We start from the raw sequence: 15,198 nt of genomic DNA, 5'->3' as shown, positions 1-15,198 counted from the left end.
CCTACTCCGGTGCCGTCCCGCCGACGCCGCCCAGCGGGCCCACGCGGTCCAGCAGGCCGGTCCGCGCGGCCAGCGCCGCCGCCTCCAGACGCGACCCCACCCCCAGCTTCATCAGTACCCGCTGCACATGCGTCCGGGCGGTGCTCGGCGCGATCCCCATGCCCGCGGCGATCCGCCGGGTGTCCTCCCCCTCGGCGACCCGCACCAGCACCTCCACCTCGCGCGGCGTCAGCATCTCCAGCAGCCGCTGCGCCTCGTCGTCGGGCTGCGCGGCCGGGTTCAGCAGCTCGCCGAAGGCCCCCTGGAGCAGCTGCGGCGCCACCGCCGCCTCACCGGCCCGGGCCTTGACGATGGCCCGTTCGACCCCCTCGATCCGCTCGTCGTGCCGCACGTAGCCGGACGCGCCCGCGGCGAAGGCCGCGGCTATCCCGCGCGGCGACGGGACCGGCCCCAGCACCAGCACCGCCACCTGCGGCCGCTCCCGCTTTATCTTCACCACCGGGTCGAACGCCCCCGGCTCGGCCGGCGCGGCGGTGCCCAGCAGACACACCTCCGGCGCCCGCGCGATCACCAGGTCCGCCGCCCCCGCGGCCGGCGCCGCCGCCGCGAGCACCCGGTGTCCGCGCAGCTTGAGCGCCGACGCCAGCGCCTCCGCGAGCAGGCGATGGTCGTCGACGACCATGAGCCGTGCTCCCATAGACCAACCCCCCAGTCCCCCGGGCCCCCGCCCTTCATGCCCCGCCCTTCATGCCCCCGGAAGCTACACGCTTGTTCGACCTCGCGCTGCCCCTCTCCACGAGAAGTGCCCCGGATCGATGAATCCGGGGCACTTCTCGGCATGTCACCCGTGCGGGTGAGGCCGGCGGTGGCGGTGTGTCAGCCGTCCGTGCCGAAGGCCATCACCAGGTAACGGTCGTAGGACGCGGACGACTTGCTGGCGTACACCGCCGACATGTACAGGCGGCCCCTGCCGAAGAGGAGCTCCGCGTACTCGGGCAGCAGACCGGTCTCCCCCTCGCGCACGCTGCGCGTCGCCGGGTTCTCCAGCAGCTCGGTCTGCTCGAACGAACCGCCGTCGATGCTGACGACCTGGCCGCCCTTGTCGTACGGCGGCGCCTTGTAGGCGATCAGGTTGCCGCCGTCCATGCGCAGGGGGGACAGGGTGTAGCCGTCGCCGGCCTCGGCGCGCTGGCCGGTCTGCTTGCCGGTCCTCAGGTCGAAGGCGACGATCTCGTTGGTCCGGGAGTACCGGCCCGAACCGTCGTGCGTCCTGGTCATCAGGTACAGCCTGCCGTTGCCGGCGACGACCTGCCGGCAGCCGTCGACGAGGGTGATGCCGTCGCAGCGGCCCCCGTACGTGTCGGCGGAGGCGGGGATGCGGGCGAGCAGCTGGCCGGTCCTGTTGTCGACGGAGAAGTAGTCCGAGACGCCGCTGCCGCTCCTGCCGACGTCGGCGGCGACCACCAGCGGGTCGGTGGAGACGACGGCCGCGTACTCGATGCCGTCGGGCATCTTGTACTCGGAGAGGACCTTGCCGCTCTTCGGGTCGAGGGTCTGGATGTGCAGCTGCCGGTTGTCGTACTCGCCGCACTTGCGCACCGCCACCAGCCGGTCGCCGCCGCCGTAGCCGGCGTCGTAGCAGGTGTCGTCCTGCTTGGGCTGCCACAGCGACGTGCCGGTGTCGATGTCGAACGCCGCGCCGCCCTCGTAGCTGCCGACCGCGACGGTGTGCTGGGCGACCGCCACGTTCTGCAGGGTGATCGGGAAGTCACCCGACTTGATCGACTTCGTCCACAGTTTCTTCCCGGCGGCGAGGTCGATCGCCGCGACCCGGCTGCATCCCGCGGAGGAGTTCTTGGGGGGCATCCGGGGCTGGAAGGTGATCGCCGTCCGGCCGTCCGCGGTGACGTGGCGGGCGGCCGCGCAGACCGGGCCGGGCAGCTTGATCGTCCACAGCTCGGTGCCCTTCGCCGGGTCGTAGCCGACGATCTCGGCGATGCCGCTCTTGGCGTACACCGTGTCCGTCAGCCACGAACCCGAGGTGACGACCGTGCCGTCGCTCTCGGGCAGCGGCACCTTGAAGAGCAGCCTGGCGGAGGGGTCGGCGGGCGCCTTCTCCTCGCCGCCGGAGGCGCCCGAGCCCTTCCGGCCGCCGCCGGCGCCGCCGGAGGAGGCGGCGCTGCCGTGCCGCGTGCCGTCGTCGCCGGAGGACCGGGCGTACCAGACGCCGCCGCCGACGATCAGCGCGATGGCGACGACCGCCGCCACGACGATGAACAGCGCGGTGTTGTTCCGCCCGCCGCCCCTCCCGGGCCCGGACGGCATCGGCGCGGTCGGCGGCAGGCCCGGGCCCGGACGGCCGTAGCCGGGCGGCACGGGCGGCACGGGGTGCGTGGGCTGGGCGTAGGGGTTCGCCGGCTGGGCGGGGTACGCCGGGTACGCCGGGGGCTGCTGGGCGTACGGGTTCTGCTGGACGCCGGGGTAGCCGTAGCCGGGCTGGGCCGGCGGCTGCGGGGGTGCGGGCGGGGGGTAGCCGTAGCCCGGCGGCGGGGCCTGCGGGGGCTGGGCCGGCGGCGGGGGCGGCTGGTTCGGGGGCGGCTGGTTCGGGGGCTGCGGGGGCTGGCCGGGGGGCGGCGGCTGGGTCATGGGGCGGGTTACCTCGGTGACGCTCGAAGGCCGGACGGCGGAGGGGACGCGGGAGGGGACGGCGGGGGCCGGGGCGGTGCGCCGGGCTCAGCCGCCGAAGGCCATGATCAGCTTCTCCTTCGCGTCGTCGCGGCCGGACAGCCGGCCCGCGGAGAGGAAGAACCGCCCGCCGGACCAGTCGACGACCCCGTCGTAGAAGGCGTTCTCGGCCCCGGCGGCGCGCTGCGGGTTCTGCAGCAGCCTGGTCACCCGGTGGGAGGAGCCGGTCACCGGGATCGACACCACCTGGCCGCCCGCGTCGTACGACGGCTGCACATACGCGACGAGCTTGCCGTCCTCGACCTTCACCGGGGACATCGGCTTGTCCGCCGGGGACTTCGCCCGCCACTTCTCCTTGCCGTCGGCGAGGCCGATGGCGACGATCTCGTTGGCGCTGAGGGTGGAATCGGTGGGCAGGTACAGCGTGTCGGCGTCGACCGCGACGCCCCGGCAGCCCTGCAGGTCGCGTTCGAGGATCGCCCAGCCGCAGCGGGGGGCGAACTTCTCGTCGACCTCGACCTCGGAGCGGAACTTCCCGTCCGCGGTGAAGGTGGAGATGTTCCAGGCCTTCTTCTCCCGGTTGGTCAGGTAGACCACGAGCGGGTCGACGGAGTACGTCCGGGAGACCTCCCAGCCCTTCTTGACGGGCTGGGTCCAGCGGACCCGGCCCGTCGCCGGGTCGAGTTCCTGGATCTCGTCGTGCGCGGTGCCGGTGCCCGCGCCGCAGGAGGCGACCTGGATCAGCCGGCCGGTGCCGCCCGCGAACGCGGCCGGGAAGCAGGCCGCGCCGTACTTCTTCTTGTCGTACAGCTTCCTGCCGCTGCCGATGTCGTAGGCCGTGCCCGACTGGGACCGGCCCACCATCAGGGTGTCGCCGCTGACCGTCAGTTCGACGCTCAGGGCGCTGTCGAACAGTCCTCCGTCGGCGACCTCGGCGCTCCAGCCCTTCTCGCCGGTGGCCAGGTCGAGCTGCTGCAGCCGGTTGCACTTGGCGCGCTCGCTGGCGCCGCTCATGTACGCCACGACGATCTTGTCGTCGGCCGACTTCTGCGGGGTGACCGCGCAGATCTTCTGCGGGAAGGCGACCGGCCCCCAGGCGGTCTTCCCGTCCCCGGCGTCGAAGGCGAAGACCTGCTTGTACGCCGCCTTCACCGCCGTGTCGCCGGTGATCCACATGCCGGGCGCGTCGGCGCCGGAGGCCGGGGCGTCCGGCGCGGGCTTGTACCAGAGCACCCTGCCCTCGCCGGATCGGCGGCCCTCGTTCAGGTGCTCCGGGTCGTCACCGGCGGCGGGTGCGGACGGCGTGCCGGAGGCGGACCGCCCGGGGGTGTCGCTGGGCGCGGCCACGGGCTTCTTCGCACCCTCGCCGGAGTCGCCGGTGACCGCGTACACGGTGCCGCCGATGACGAGCAGCGCGGCCACCGCGGCGCCGGCGATCAGCGCCGTCTTCTTCCCGGATCCGCCGGGGGCGGCGCCGGGCACGCCCGGGTACGGCGGCTGCGGGTGCCCGTAGCCGGGCTGCGGCCCGTACGGGCCCGGCTGCTGCGGGGGCTGCGGGTAGCCGTAGGGACCCGGTGCGCCGGCGTACGGGCCCGGCTGCGGATAGCCGTAGCCCGGCTGGGGCTGCGGCGGGGGTCCGGCGGGCGGCTGCGGCGCACCGAAACCCTGCGCGGGAGATGCGGGCGGGGCCCCGAACCCCGCCGGCGCGGGCGGCGTCTGGGGGGCGCCGAAACCACCCGGCGCGGGAGGCGCTGCCGGAGCGCCGAAGCCGTCCGGCGCCGGAGGCGTCTGCGGGACACCGGAGTTGCCCTGCGCGGGCGGGGTGTCGGGGGCGCCGGAACCGCCCTGCGCGGGCGGTATTCGGGGAGCGCCGAAGCCGTCCGGCGCCGGAGGCGTCTGCGGGACACCGGAGTTGCCCTGCGCGGGCGGGGAGTCGGGGGCGCCGGAACCGCTGTGCGCCGGTGGGGTCTCCGGCGTGCCGGGGCCGCTCTGTGCGGGCGGGGTCTTCGGGGCGCCGTGGTCACCGCCCTGCGGCGACTGGTCCTGCGGCGCCCCGGAAGCGTTGTGCGGCGGCTGGTTGGGCGGCTGAGTCATCAGCGCTCTCCCCCTCGTTCACTGATTTTTAGCCACGCCCCGAGGTTCGTTCACGGACCCAAGGTCGTACGCAGACAGGTGTCAGACGGCTCTTTCTATCACCCGGCGCCGACAGCGCACCGGCCCGCGTCCGCCCCTGTTCCCAAGGGCGGACCGGGCCGTGATGCCGCCGTTACGCGCCTTCGCGCCCCCGGCGCGCGCGGCGCACGCGCCCCCTGGCGTGCCCCGGCGCGAGAGGGGGAAAGGTCAGGCGTCTTCCGCCAGTTCCAGCCAGCGCAATTCCAGTTCCTCGCGCTCGCCGGCCAGCTCCCGCAGCTGGGCGTCGAGTTCGGCCACCTTCGCGAAGTCGGTGGCGTTCTCGGCGATCTGGGCGTGCAGCCGGGACTCCTTCTCGGAGATCTTGTCCAACTGGCGCTCGATCTTCTGGAGTTCCTTCTTGGCGGCGCGCTGGTCGGCGGCGCTCCGCTCCGGCGCGGCGGGCCGGGGCGCCGCGGCGGCGGTCTGCGCGGCGACCGCCTCCTCCATGCGGCGCCGCCGCTCCAGGTACTCGTCGACGCCGCGCGGGAGCATCCGCAGCGTGCCGTCGCCGAGCAGGGCGAACACCCGGTCCGTCGTGCGCTCCAGGAAGAACCGGTCGTGGGAGATGACGATCATCGAGCCGGGCCAGCCGTCGAGGAGGTCCTCCAGCTGGGTGAGGGTCTCGATGTCGAGGTCGTTGGTGGGCTCGTCCAGGAACAGGACGTTGGGCTCGTCCATGAGCAGCCGCAGCAGCTGCAGCCTGCGCCGCTCACCGCCGGAGAGGTCCCCCACCGGGGTCCACTGCTTCTCCTTGGTGAAGCCGAAGGTCTCGCAGAGCTGCCCGGCGGTCATCTCGCGCCCCTTGCCGAGGTCGACGCGCTCGCGGACCCGCTGGACGGCCTCCAGCACCCGCCACTCGGGGTCGAGTTCGGCGACCTCCTGGGAGAGGTAGGCGAGTTTGACGGTCCTGCCGACGGCGATACGGCCGCCCGCCGGCTGCTCCTCGCCCTCGCTGCGGGCCGCCGCGGCCATCGCGCGCAGCAGGGAGGTCTTGCCGGCGCCGTTGACGCCGACCAGACCGATGCGGTCGCCGGGCCCGAGCTGCCAGGTGACGTGCTTGAGCAGCACCTTGGGGCCGGCCTGGACGGTGACGTCCTCCAGGTCGAAGACGGTCCTGCCCAGCCGCGAGGAGGCGAACTTCATCAGCTCGCTGCTGTCCCGGGGCGGCGGCACGTCCGCGATCAGCTCGTTGGCGGCCTCCACGCGGAAGCGCGGCTTGGACGTCCGGGCGGGCGCCCCGCGCCGCAGCCAGGCCAGCTCCTTGCGGATCAGGTTCTGCCGCTTGACCTCCTCGGTGGCGGCGATCCGCTCGCGTTCGGCGCGGGCGAAGACGTAGTCCGAGTAGCCGCCCTCGTACTCGTACACGGCGCCGCGCTGCACGTCCCACATGCGCGTGCACACCTGGTCCAGGAACCACCGGTCGTGGGTCACGCAGACCAGCGCCGAGCGCCGGTTGCGCAGGTGTTCGGCGAGCCAGGCGATGCCCTCGACGTCGAGGTGGTTGGTGGGCTCGTCCAGGACGATCAGGTCCTGTTCCTCGATGAGCAGCTTGGCCAGCGCGATCCGGCGCCGCTCGCCACCGGACAGCGGCCCGATGACGGTGTCCAGGCCCTTCGGGAAGCCCGGCAGGTCCAGCCCGCCGAACAGCCCGGTCAGCACGTCCCTGACCTTGGCGTCGCCGGCCCACTCGTGGTCGGCCATGTCGCCGATGACCTCGTGGCGGACGGTCGCCGCGGGGTCGAGGGAGTCGTGCTGGGTGAGCACGCCGAGCCGCAGCCCGCCGGAGTGCGTGACCCGCCCGGTGTCGGCCTCCTCCAGCTTCGCCAGCATCCGGATCAGCGTCGTCTTGCCGTCGCCGTTGCGTCCGACCACACCGATGCGGTCGCCCTCGGACACCCCCAGGGAGATCCCGTCCAGGAGGGCACGCGTGCCGTACACCTTGCTGACGTTCTCGACATTGACCAGGTTGACGGCCATTTCACTCCTGTGCGCGGGGGTCGGTCAGCCTTCTAGCGTAGGGCCTCGGGGGGCGGGGGCCGCGGGAACGGACGGGCGGTCGCCGCTAGCGGACCGTCGCGCCCGGCACCGGCCCCGCCGCCGTCCGCGCCGACGCGCACGTGCCCGACGACCGCAGCGCCTGCGCGATCGTCCGCGCCGACCCGGCGTCGCGCGCCAGGAAGGCGGTGGTCGGTCCCGACCCGGAGACCAGCGCGGCCAGCGCACCGGCCTCGCGTCCCGCCTCAAGCGTGTCCGCCAGTTCCGGGAACAGGGACAGCGCGGCCGGCTGCAGGTCGTTGGAGACGGCGGCGGCCAGGGCGTCGGGGTCGCCCTTCGCCAGGGCCGCGAGGAGGTCCGGCGAGGCGACCGGCTCGGGGACGCTCAGGCCCTCGGTCAGCCGGTCGAACTCGCGGAACACCGCCGGGGTGGACAGCCCCCGCCCGGCCGTCGCGAACACCCAGTGGAAGGTGCCGCCGGTCTCCAGCGCCGTGAGCCGCTCGCCCCGGCCGGTGCCGAGCGCCGCGCCGCCGACCAGGCTGAACGGCACGTCGCTGCCCAGTTCGGCGCAGATGTCGAGCAGCTCGGCGCGTGTGGCGCCCGTGCCCCACAGGGTGTCGCAGGCGAGCAGCGCGCCCGCGCCGTCCGCGCTGCCGCCCGCCATGCCGCCGGCGACCGGGATGTCCTTGGCGATGTGGATGTGCACGTTCGGCTCGATGCCCCGGCGTCCGGCGAGGGCGACCGCGGCGCGCGCGGCGAGGTTGGTGCCGTCCAGGGGGACCTGCCCGGCGTCCGGGCCCTCGCAGGTGACGCGGAGCCCGTCGGCGGGGGCGACGGTGACCTCGTCGTACAGGCCGACGGCGAGGAAGACGTTGGCGAGGTCGTGGAAGCCGTCGGGGCGGGCGGCGCCGACCGCGAGCTGGACGTTGACCTTGGCCGGCACCCGTACCGTGACGCTCACCCGGCGCTCCCCGCGTGCTCGGCGATCCGCGCGAACTCCTGGACCGTCAGCGCCTCCCCGCGCGCCTGCGGCGGCACTCCGGCGGCGACCAGGGCCGCCTCGGCCGCCGCCGCGGACCCCGCCCAGCCGGCGAGGGCGGCCCGCAGGGTCTTGCGGCGCTGGGCGAAGGCCGCGTCGATCACCGCGAAGACCTGCTCCTTGGTGGCGGTCGTCCTGATCGGCTCGGTGCGCCGGACGAGGGACACCAGCCCGCTGTCGACGTTCGGCGCGGGCCAGAAGACGGTGCGCCCGATGGCCCCGGCCCGCTTCACCTCCGCGTACCAGTTGGCCTTGACGGAGGGCACGCCGTACACCTTCGAGCCCGGCGCGGCGGCCAGCCGGTCGGCGACCTCCGCCTGCACCATCACCAGCGTCCGCTCGATGCTCGGGAAGGTGTCGAGCATGTGCAGCAGCACCGGCACGGCCACGTTGTACGGCAGGTTCGCCACGAGGGCCGTCGGCGCGGGGCCGGGCAGCTCGGTGACGTGCATGGCGTCGGCGTGGACCAGCGCGAACCGGTCGGCGCGCTCCGGCATGCGCGCGGCGACGGTCGCGGGCAGCGCGGCGGCGAGCACGTCGTCGATCTCGACGGCGGTGACCCGGTCGGCGACCTCCAGCAGCGCGAGGGTGAGCGAGCCGAGCCCCGGGCCGACCTCCACGACCACGTCGTCGGGCCGGACCTCGGCGGTGCGGACGATACGGCGGACCGTGTTGGCGTCGATCACGAAGTTCTGGCCGCGCTGCTTGGTGGGGCGGACGCCGAGCGCTGCGGCGAGTTCACGGATGTCGGCCGGGCCGAGGAGGGCGTCGGGGATGGGGCTGCTCACGGGACAAGGGTACGGGGGTGCGGACACCGGGGACGCCGGGGCTGCCGCCGGGCGACCCGAGGGGCGGGCCCACCCGGCGGGCGCGGGAGCCGCACCCCGGCCCACCCGGCGGGCGCGCGGGCCGCACCCCGGACCACCCGGCGGACGCGGACGCGGCGCCCCGGCGGGCGCGGGGGCCCGCGCGGCGGGCCGGTGCGCGGCCGGGGTTCCGGGTCACCCGTGCAGGCGTGCCCCGCAGTGCGGCCAGGGGCTCGCCCCCCGGCGCACGTACAGCTTCTTCGCGCGGTACGTCTGCTCCGCCGCCGAGGCGTCCTGGGGGCGGCCGCTGCCGCCGAGGCTGCGCCAGGTGCGCGTGTCGAACTGGTACAGCCCGCCGTACGTCCCCGAGGGGTCGACCGCGTGCGCCCGGCCGCCGGACTCGCACGCGGCGAGGGCACGCCAGTTCAGGTGGTCGGCGCCCCGCACGGACGTCGGCCGCGGCCTGGTGCCCACCTTCACCACCTGGGTGCGCGGCTTGCGCACCACCTCGGTCCGCTCCCGGCGGGGCCGCTGCCGGACGCCGTTGACGGTGCGCACCAGATAGGTGGTCCGCCTGAGTCCGGGCCGCCCGCGCCGGACGACGACCTCGGTGCCGCGCAGGAGGGAGGGATCCGCGGTCCGCTCGGTCCGGAACGGGATCCGCTCCTCGCGGACCTCCCGGCCGTCGCGCACCCGCAGCACGGTCACCGTCTGCCCGTCGCGCGGGAAGCTGTCCGGCGCCACGGAGGTGGTGTCCTGGCCGCGCAGGGTCACCCCGGCCTCCTCGACCGCCCGGCGGACGGTGGCGGCGTTGGTGCGGACGGTCCGGGCCCGGCCGTCGGCCAGCACCGTCACCGCGCGTTCGGTGCGCACGTCGAGGGCGAACCCGGCGCGTCCGATGCGCTGGGAGCGTGAGGCCGACAGGTGCGCGCCCTCGGCGCGCACCCCCAGTTCGTCGAGGGCGCCTTCCACGGTGCGCGCCGTCGTCCACACCTGGCGCCGCCGGCCGTCCAGCGTGAGCCGGACGGGGCGTCCGTACCGCACCGCCACCGCGTCGCCGTCGGCGAGTTCCGCGCCGGGGGCCGGCGCGACCATGTCGTGCGCGCCCACGCGCACGCCTTCCTCGGTGAGCAGTTCGCCCACGTCGTCGGCGAACGTGTACAGGGTGCGCCGGCTGCCGTCGACGCTCAGCTCGACCGCCTTGTCCTGGGCGACGAAGGCCGTGGTGCCGCCGGCCAGGAAGGCCACGACCAGGGCCTGCGGCAGCAGACGGCGCACGGCGGACTCCGGGCGCACGGCGGACCGCGCCCTGCGCCGGCGCCCGGCCCGTCCGGCGGCTCCCGGAGCCCGCCGAGGCGTCCCCGCCGCCTCGGCGGGCTCCGCCGCCCCTGCGGCGCCCGCTGCCTGCCGGGCCCGGACCGTCCCGGGCGCGGGCTCGGTGACGTAGTGCGCCTGGGCCTCGTAGGCGGGCCGGTAGGTGTCCTCGTACACGCCGTACGGCAGCGGCTCCGCGGTGCGGGGGGAGGCGCCGTGGCCGTAGGGGCCGTACGCCTCGTGCTGTGACTTGCTCACGCCGACACGCTCCAGAAGGCCAGAGGGGTCCGGATCGGGCCCCCGCAACCTAACGGAGCGGACGTCACTCTCCAAAGCGACGCGACTACGGACCGTCGCTGAACGACCCGGCCGGACGGCAGGCGCGCGGCCGGGCTCAGTAACCGAAGGCGCGCGCGGTGTTCGCGCCGAGCGCGGTCGCCATGGTGTCCTCGTCGACCCCGCGGACGGCGGCCATCGCGCGGACCGTGACCGGCACGAGATACGGGGCGTTGGGCCGTCCGCGGTACGGCGCCGGGGTCAGGAAGGGCGCGTCGGTCTCCACCAGGACCAGCTCCAGCGGGGCGACGGCGAGCGCGTCCCGCAGGTGCTGCGCGTTCTTGAAGGTGACGTTCCCGGCGAAGGACAGGAAGTAGCCCTCGCGGGCGCAGACGGCGGCCATCTCGGCGTCGCCCGAGTAGCAGTGGAAGACGGTGCGCTCCGGCGCGCCCTCCTCCTTCAGGATGCGCAGCACGTCGGCGTGGGCGTCGCGGTCGTGGATGACGAGCGTCTTGCCGTGCCGCTTGGCGATCTCGATGTGGGCGCGGAAGGACCGCTCCTGTGCCGCCATGCCCTCGGGCCCGGTGCGGAAACGGTCCAGGCCGGTCTCGCCGACGCCCTTCACCTGCGGCAGCCCGGCCAGCCGGTCGATCTCGGCGAGGGCCTCGTCCAGCGCCGCGTCGCCGCCGGGCGCGCGGGCGCCCTGCCGGGACCAGCCGTCGGGGTCGCCGTGGACGATGCGCGGGGCCTCGTTCGGGTGGAGGGCGACGGTGGCGTGCACGCTGTCGTGGGCGGCGGCGAGCTGCGCGGCCCACTGCGAGCCCTTGAGGTCGCAGCCGACCTGGACGACCGTGGTGACGCCCACCGCCGCGGCCTTCGCCAGGCCCTCCTCGACGGTGCCGGACTGCATGTCGAGGTGGGTGTGCGAGTCGGCGACGGGCACCTGGAGGGGTGCGGGCAGCGGCGGCGGCGCGTTCTTGTCGTCCTTGGTGTTCCGGCCGGCGTTCGAAGGCATGCCCCGATCCTACGGAAGGGGCACGCCCCCGCGGGCCGGTGCTCCGCTCAGCCGGACCTGCGCTGGAAGGGGTGCAGCAGACCGGCGAGGTGCCGGCGGTGCGGCAGCCCCGCCGGCGCGGGAGCCGGCGGGCCCGCCGGCGGCACCCGGCGGGGCTGCCGCCCGGTCGCGCCGCGCGCCGACGACACCTGGCCCGCGCGCATGATCCGCACGACGCGGCCCTCGCAGTTCTGGCAGCCCGGCCGGCTCAGCGGCGACGGCACGACCCGGCCGTCGGCCACGTACAGCACGAACGCGGCGCCCCCGGCGTCCGTGTGGTGCTCTATCTCGTACGACTGCTCCCAGCCGTGCCCGCAGCGCATGCAGGCGAAGGCGTACGACTCGTGGACGACGGCCGTGGCCGTACCGCGGAGGCCGCTCGGCCCTGTGCTCTCACTCATGCCAGCTCCCTGGTCGGTGGGGGGGGGCGTCCCTGCGACCAGTGGACTGCGGCGACGCGGCCGTGGCACGCGTCCTGCCGAGTGTTGGAGCCGATTTGGGCATCGCTTGCCGGACCGCCTCGGGTGGGGCGGGTGGGCTTTGCCTTCGTCGTCGGCCTTTTGCCCCGTCATGGGGCGCACGCGGGGCGCCACGGCGCCCGGACGGCCCGCACTACCCGCCGGCGCGCTTGGCCGCGACCACGGCGTCGAACACCACCCGCTTCGGCAGCCCCGCCTCCGCCGCGACGGCCGCGATGGCCTCCTTGCGGCGCTCGCCCGCCTCCTCCCGCACCCGCACCCGGCGCACCAGTTCCGCCGCGTCGACCTCCTCGGGCCCGGTGTCGGGGGCGCCCTCGACCACGACCGTGATCTCCCCGCGCACGCCCTCGGCGGCCCACCCCGCCAGCTCGGCCAGCGGGCCGCGCCGCACCTCCTCGTAGGTCTTGGTCAGCTCGCGGCAGACGGCGGCCCGCCGGTCCGCGCCGAAGACCTCGGCCATGGCGGCGAGGGTGTCGTCGAGCCGGTGCGGGGCCTCGAAGTAGACGAGGGTGCGCCGCTCGGCCGCGACCTCGCGCAGCCGCGACAGCCGCTCGCCGCTCTTGCGCGGCAGGAAGCCCTCGAAGCAGAACCGGTCGACAGGCAGCCCGGACAGGGCGAGGGCGGTGAGCACGGCGGACGGCCCCGGTACGGCGGTGACCTGGATGTCCTGCTCCACCGCGGCGGCGACCAGCCGGTACCCGGGGTCGGAGACCGAGGGCATGCCGGCGTCGGTCACCAGCAGCACGCGCGCGCCGCCGAGCAGGTCCTGGACCAGTTCGGGGGTGCGGGCGGCCTCGTTGCCCTCGAAGTACGACACGACGCGGCCCTTGGGCGTGACGCCCAGCGCCTGGGTGAGCCGGCGCAGCCGCCGGGTGTCCTCGGCGGCGACGACGTCGGCGCCGGCGAGCTCCTCGGCGAGCCGGGGCGGGGCGTCCGCGATGTCGCCGATGGGGGTACCTGCCAGGACAAGGGTTCCAGTCACACCCCCATCCTCCCAGGAGCTCCGGGGCCGCTCCGGGGCCGGCCCCGGAGCGGCCCCGCGTCACCACCGGTACCGCACATGCGCGGGACTCGCACAGGACGGTTCCCTACGATGGCGCGGTGACCAGTACCGCGTCCTCCATGGACCTCCGGCAGGACCAGGCGCCGCACGACCGGCGGCCGGCGTGGCAGCAGCGGCTGCGCCGATTCGGGTACGCACCGGCGAAGGACGCGCCCGCGGGCGACGTGCGCGACCGGCTGGCGCCGCCGTACGCCGAGCCGGGTCCGCGGCTGTGGCGGGCGCTCGGCGTGCCGCCGGTCCTCGCCGGCCGGCTCACCCGCTGGTCGGGCTGGGGCGGGCCGCTGCTGGTGACGCTGGTGGCGGGCCTGACGCGGTTCTGGAACCTGGGCCGGCCGGACGCGGTGATATTCGACGAGACGTACTACGCCAAGGACGCGTGGGCGCTCGTCCACCGCGGCTTCGAGGTCAGCTGGGACAAGTACGGCAAGCACGCCAACGACCTGGTGCTGCGGCAGCACGACGCGATCGCCCTCCCGACCGATCCGTCGTACGTGGTGCACCCGCCGGTCGGCAAGTACGTGATCGGGCTCGGCGAGCTGCTGTTCGGGTTCGACCCGTTCGGCTGGCGCTTCATGACGGCGCTGCTGGGGACGCTGAGCGTGCTGATGCTGTGCCGGATCGGGCGCCGGATGTTCCGCTCCACGTTCCTCGGCTGCCTCGCGGGCGCGCTGCTCGCGGTGGACGGGCTGCACTTCGTGATGAGCCGGACCTCGCTGCTCGACGGGGTGCTGATGTTCTTCGTGGTGGCCGCGTTCGGCTGCCTGATCCTCGACCGGGACCGGTCGCGGGCCAGGCTCGCCGCCGCGCTGCCCGTGGACGCCTCCGGCCGGGCCCGCCCGGACGCGCACGTCGCCGACACCTTCCGCTTCGGCCCGCGGCCCTGGCGCTGGGCGGCAGGGCTGATGCTGGGCCTGGCCGCCGGCACGAAGTGGAACGGCCTGTACGTCCTGGCCGCGTTCTGTGTGATGACCGTGCTGTGGGACGTCGGCGCCCGCAAGGTGGCCGGCGCCCGTCACCCGTACGCGGCCGCGCTCAAGTACGACACCGGTCTGGCCTTCGTGGCGACGGTCCCGGTGGCGCTGGTCGTGTACACGGCCTCGTGGACGGGCTGGATCCTCTCCCCGGCCGACGGCACCGGCGGCTACTACCGCAACTGGGCGGCCACCGACGGCAGGGGCGGCGCCTGGTCGTTCCTGCCGGACTGGCTGCGCAGCCTGTGGCACTACGAGCACGAGGTGTACACCTTCCACGTCCACCTGACGCAGCAGCACACCTACCAGTCCAACCCGTGGAGCTGGATCGTGCTGGGCCGCCCGGTGTCGTACTTCTACGAGTCCCCCTCCCCCGGCGCGGACGGCTGCCCCGCGGACGCGGGCGGCAAGTGCGCCCGGGAGGTGCTCGCGATCGGCACGCCGCTGCTGTGGTGGGCGGCCTGCTTCGCGCTCGCCTACGTGCTGTGGCGCTGGGCGTTCCGCCGCGACTGGCGGGCCGGCGCCATCGCCTGCGGCGTCGCGGCGGGCTACCTGCCCTGGTTCCTGTACCAGGAGCGCACGATCTTCCTCTTCTACGCGGTCGTCTTCGTGCCCTTCCTGTGCCTGGCGCTCGCCATGATGCTCGGCGCGGTCGTCGGCCCCCCGGGCTCCACCGACACCCGCCGCGTGATCGGCGCGTCGGCGGCGGGCGTCCTGGTCCTGCTGATCGCCTGGAACTTCATCTACTTCTGGCCGGTCTACACGGGCCAGGCCATCCCGATCGACTCCTGGCGCGCACGGATGTGGCTGGACACCTGGGTCTAGCCGGCGCCGGGACCGGGGCGGTCCCCCCCGTGGCCGGTGGACGGCTCACGGGACGAGCGCGGTTCGCGGAGCGGCTGGTATGACTGGGGGATGCAGGAAGAGACCGCGCGGTCGGCGATCGACACGTTCATCTCCGCGTTCAACGCCTCGGAGGACAGCTATGTGACGGCGCTGCTCTCCCAGGCCCTGACCTCGGACGTGGTCTTCTGGGGGCCGCTGGGCCGCAGCGAGGGGATCGAGGCGGTCGAGCGGTTCGTGCTGGACATCCGGCGCCACCCGGCGGGGACCGGCACGATGGTGCGCTGTTCGGCGGTGGACATGCCCGGCGAGTGGGCCCGGTACCAGTGGGTCTTCACCACTCCGGGCGGAGGTCCCCGCCTGGCGGGCACGGACGTCGTCCATCTGCGGCGCAGCCTCATCGACCAGGTGATCGTCTTCGCGGGGGAGATCGAGCCGTCCGCCTCCTGAGCGAGGTGCCCGGACACCTGGGCGCGGGCCGGGGACGTGTGCGTTCGGACA

At 74.8% G+C, this 15,198-nt stretch carries 12 protein-coding genes; 2 read left to right on the top strand and 10 right to left on the bottom strand.

The window, feature by feature from the left end:
- Position 1: 1 nt before the first annotated feature.
- The 10 genes from ABZ261_RS12775 to rsmI form a co-directional block, all read right to left on the bottom strand.
- Entirely contained in the window at positions 2-697 is a 696-nt protein-coding gene (locus tag ABZ261_RS12775) for a response regulator transcription factor (RefSeq protein ID WP_356858283.1), read from the bottom strand.
- A 179-nt stretch (positions 698-876) separates the two neighbouring features.
- Positions 877-2,646: a PQQ-binding-like beta-propeller repeat protein gene (locus tag ABZ261_RS12770; protein ID WP_356858281.1), complete on the bottom strand. Its 1,770-nt coding sequence runs from the start codon at positions 2,644-2,646 to the stop codon at positions 877-879.
- 87 nt (positions 2,647-2,733) lie between these two features.
- On the bottom strand, positions 2,734-4,779 hold the full coding sequence (locus tag ABZ261_RS12765; protein ID WP_356858279.1) for a PQQ-binding-like beta-propeller repeat protein: 2,046 nt from the start codon (positions 4,777-4,779) through the stop codon (positions 2,734-2,736).
- A gap of 246 nt (positions 4,780-5,025) precedes the next feature.
- Positions 5,026-6,834, bottom strand: a complete 1,809-nt coding sequence (locus ABZ261_RS12760; protein ID WP_356858277.1) for an ABC-F family ATP-binding cassette domain-containing protein — start codon at positions 6,832-6,834, stop codon at positions 5,026-5,028.
- An 85-nt stretch (positions 6,835-6,919) separates the two neighbouring features.
- Positions 6,920-7,813 carry a 4-(cytidine 5'-diphospho)-2-C-methyl-D-erythritol kinase gene (locus tag ABZ261_RS12755; RefSeq protein ID WP_356858275.1) on the bottom strand — a complete coding sequence of 298 codons (894 nt, stop codon included), beginning with the start codon at positions 7,811-7,813 and terminating at the stop codon, positions 6,920-6,922.
- On the bottom strand, positions 7,810-8,679 hold the full coding sequence (gene rsmA / locus ABZ261_RS12750; protein ID WP_356858273.1) for a 16S rRNA (adenine(1518)-N(6)/adenine(1519)-N(6))-dimethyltransferase RsmA: 870 nt from the start codon (positions 8,677-8,679) through the stop codon (positions 7,810-7,812). The genes ABZ261_RS12755 and rsmA overlap by 4 nt, the downstream gene beginning before the upstream one ends.
- A gap of 213 nt (positions 8,680-8,892) precedes the next feature.
- Positions 8,893-10,269: a ubiquitin-like domain-containing protein gene (locus tag ABZ261_RS12745; RefSeq protein WP_356858271.1), complete on the bottom strand. Its 1,377-nt coding sequence runs from the start codon at positions 10,267-10,269 to the stop codon at positions 8,893-8,895.
- 136 nt (positions 10,270-10,405) lie between these two features.
- Positions 10,406-11,302 carry a TatD family hydrolase gene (locus ABZ261_RS12740; protein WP_356858269.1) on the bottom strand — a complete coding sequence of 299 codons (897 nt, stop codon included), beginning with the start codon at positions 11,300-11,302 and terminating at the stop codon, positions 10,406-10,408.
- Between the two features lie 47 nt (positions 11,303-11,349).
- Positions 11,350-11,742 carry a hypothetical protein gene (locus ABZ261_RS12735; RefSeq protein ID WP_356858267.1) on the bottom strand — a complete coding sequence of 131 codons (393 nt, stop codon included), beginning with the start codon at positions 11,740-11,742 and terminating at the stop codon, positions 11,350-11,352.
- A 211-nt stretch (positions 11,743-11,953) separates the two neighbouring features.
- Complete coding sequence (gene rsmI / locus ABZ261_RS12730; protein WP_356858265.1) at positions 11,954-12,802, bottom strand: 16S rRNA (cytidine(1402)-2'-O)-methyltransferase; 849 nt, start codon at positions 12,800-12,802, stop codon at positions 11,954-11,956.
- 119 nt (positions 12,803-12,921) lie between these two features.
- On the opposite strand from rsmI, the gene ABZ261_RS12725 reads away from it, so the two are divergent.
- Together ABZ261_RS12725 and ABZ261_RS12720 are read left to right on the top strand one after the other, a co-directional pair.
- Positions 12,922-14,679: a phospholipid carrier-dependent glycosyltransferase gene (locus tag ABZ261_RS12725; RefSeq protein ID WP_356858263.1), complete on the top strand. Its 1,758-nt coding sequence runs from the start codon at positions 12,922-12,924 to the stop codon at positions 14,677-14,679.
- 90 nt (positions 14,680-14,769) lie between these two features.
- The gene (locus tag ABZ261_RS12720; protein ID WP_356858261.1) at positions 14,770-15,147 is read left to right on the top strand and encodes a nuclear transport factor 2 family protein; all 378 of its coding nucleotides are present in this window, start codon (positions 14,770-14,772) and stop codon (positions 15,145-15,147) included.
- The last annotated feature ends 51 nt before the right edge of the window (positions 15,148-15,198 follow it).

It is taken from the genome of Streptomyces sp. NPDC006193, from assembly GCF_040613915.1.
GTDB lineage: Bacteria > Actinomycetota > Actinomycetes > Streptomycetales > Streptomycetaceae > Streptomyces.
This window is presented reverse-complemented; position numbering and strand designations above follow the sequence as displayed.

What these genes read in the sequence shown, in the direction of transcription:
- ABZ261_RS12775 (WP_356858283.1), bottom strand. Translation starts at nt 697, where the DNA reads ATGGGAGCACGGCTCATGGTCGTCGACGACCATCGCCTGCTCGCGGAG.
- ABZ261_RS12770 (WP_356858281.1), bottom strand. Translation starts at nt 2,646, where the DNA reads ATGACCCAGCCGCCGCCCCCCGGCCAGCCCCCGCAGCCCCCGAACCAG.
- ABZ261_RS12765 (WP_356858279.1), bottom strand. Translation starts at nt 4,779, where the DNA reads ATGACTCAGCCGCCCAACCAGCCGCCGCACAACGCTTCCGGGGCGCCG.
- ABZ261_RS12760 (WP_356858277.1), bottom strand. Translation starts at nt 6,834, where the DNA reads ATGGCCGTCAACCTGGTCAATGTCGAGAACGTCAGCAAGGTGTACGGC.
- ABZ261_RS12740 (WP_356858269.1), bottom strand. Translation starts at nt 11,302, where the DNA reads ATGCCTTCGAACGCCGGCCGGAACACCAAGGACGACAAGAACGCGCCG.
- ABZ261_RS12735 (WP_356858267.1), bottom strand. Translation starts at nt 11,742, where the DNA reads ATGAGTGAGAGCACAGGGCCGAGCGGCCTCCGCGGTACGGCCACGGCC.
- ABZ261_RS12720 (WP_356858261.1), top strand. Translation starts at nt 14,770, where the DNA reads ATGCAGGAAGAGACCGCGCGGTCGGCGATCGACACGTTCATCTCCGCG.